The organism is Pseudovibrio sp. POLY-S9 (assembly GCF_001431305.1).
Classification (GTDB): domain Bacteria; phylum Pseudomonadota; class Alphaproteobacteria; order Rhizobiales; family Stappiaceae; genus Pseudovibrio.
Map to the genome: position 1 here is coordinate 1 of NZ_LCWX01000057.1, position 449 is coordinate 449.

Annotated in this window: 1 protein-coding gene; it reads left to right on the forward strand. The window is 59.0% G+C overall.

Annotated features, from left to right (window positions below; genetic code table 11):
- Positions 1–449 (forward strand): contractile injection system protein, VgrG/Pvc8 family (locus PPL9_RS04095; protein WP_280139016.1); only part of this gene is annotated, 449 nt, incomplete at both ends.

The following is a 449-nucleotide window of genomic DNA, read 5'->3' on the forward strand; positions in this document are numbered from 1 at the left end:
GCCACCAGCTTCATGCAGCGCGATTATTCCTTTAAGAACCCGCCTTACAACCAGCAACACGCCCATCAGCGCGGTGAGGACAACGGCTCTGCCGGAGACTATGCACTCTATGAGTATCCGGGGCGCTACAAGGCCGATGGTGTCGGCAAGCCGTTCACAAAACACCGGCTGGAGGCAGCACGTGTAGAAGCAACCACTGGCCATGGCGCCACCAATGCCATTCACTTGATGGCGGGGCATCAGTTTGCGCTCACGGACCACCCAAACGACGACTACAACATCAAGTATCATTTGCTCACCGTCTCGCATCAGGGCAGCCAGCCGCAGGCCGTGGCTGAGGAAGCTGGCAGTGGCACCACCACTTACAGCGCCGGCTTTGAGGTCATGCCCGCCCGCCTGCCATACCGGCCCAAACTGCTCAAAAAGCCTTTGGTGGATGGCCCTCAGAT